Raw genomic sequence first — 1,385 nt, 5'->3', positions numbered from 1 at the left:
CCAGAAAGTCCTTGCCAACGGGGTGCCGTTCTCTAATCGCGCCTCCTTTGTCAAGGTTGGGTATTGCCCTTCGAGGTCACGGTTCTCTCCGCGGTCGGCGTGGCCGCCGCAACATCTGGTTCGAAGCGCAGGCGCTGCAAGGTCCACAGCGGGTTGAGCCGGGAAGGCCACCCATCGGCACGCCACGCAGTCAGCTGCACCTTCGCCCCGCAGGGCACCCGTTCACCTCGCGGTGATCTCAGGCAGGAGCGTCGTTATCACGCCGACATTGCCGGCGCCGACCAACGGAAAGGCGCTCCTGATTTCCAAATGCTGTGAAGGATGACGCTTAGCTTGCGTGCGAGCGCGACGCGCGCCTTGCCGAAGCCTGATCGCCTTGCGATGGCGAGGGCCCAGTCTTTGAGGCGCGAAGAGCGCTTGACGCGCGTCAGAATAACGACTGCCGCCTCATACATCAGAGTGCGGGCGAGATGGTCGCCACAGCGCGAGATCTTGCCGCTGCGATCACTCTCTCCGGATTGATATTGTCGGGGCGTAAGTCCCAGGTGCGCTCCAACCGATCGTGATCGTTTGAAGCGATTTGGCTCCTCAACGGTGCTGATGTAGGCGAGCACGGATAGCGCACCGATGCCGGGCACGCTCATCAGGAGGCGGCAAGTTGCACTCTGCTTGACGATGGCGCAGATAGCTTTGTCAAACACCGCGATCTGTTCTCGGAGGCGCCGCCAGGCCGTCAGCATCGGACGGACGATCGGGGCGAGATCGGGATGATCGGCAAGAAGATCATCGACGCGGCGATCGAAAGGGAGGCCGCGCACGGCGCCCGGCAGAAGACCGAACGTCTTCAGCACGCCTCGGATGTGGTTCGACAAGCGCGTGGTCATACCGACCAGCTGTGATCGGGCGCCAAGTAAGGCGCGGGCACGGTGAGCCTCGAAGGACTTGACGTGCACCGACCGATACCATCCCGTGCGCATGATCTGCGCCAAGCCCTCGGCGTCGTTCTCATCGTTCTTGTTCAGCTGCATCTTGAGAGCGGCGCGGGCGTGACGTGCATCGAGGCAAACCACGTCAAGATGAAGAGCCCGCAGCGCATGCACCAGCCATGGCGTCATGGGCCCTGTCTCAAGGCCGATGCGAGCTTCGACACCTGCATGTCGCCGCACACTGGCCTCGATCTCACTTGGCACCGACCGGCACTGCCCGCGCCAAAGCCTCTGGCCAACTTCATTGACGACGCAGATCGCCGTCATCTTCTGTGACACGTCCAATCCGACATAGCAGGTCATCGAGCAGCCTCCGATGTGCGAAGAGCCGAGCAATAGCGCTCTGACCGCGGCACTATGGAGGATCATGCTCCGCCGCGATTACCCGATGTCCACACA

At 62.2% G+C, this 1,385-nt stretch carries 1 protein-coding gene; it reads right to left on the bottom strand.

The genetic code is table 11. The features are described from left to right. Nucleotides 1–257: 257 nt before the first annotated feature. Nucleotides 258–1,289 (bottom strand): IS110 family RNA-guided transposase, encoded by a 1,032-nt coding sequence (locus NDB2M4_RS19640; protein ID WP_072378383.1) that lies wholly within the window; start codon nt 1,287–1,289, stop codon nt 258–260. Nucleotides 1,290–1,385: the final 96 nt, after the last annotated feature.

Origin of the sequence: Hyphomicrobium sp. NDB2Meth4 (assembly GCF_900117445.1) — a bacterium.
Lineage (GTDB): Bacteria > Pseudomonadota > Alphaproteobacteria > Rhizobiales > Hyphomicrobiaceae > Hyphomicrobium_A.
The sequence above is the reverse complement of the archived record's forward strand: the minus strand, read 5'-3'. Positions and strand labels throughout refer to the sequence as shown.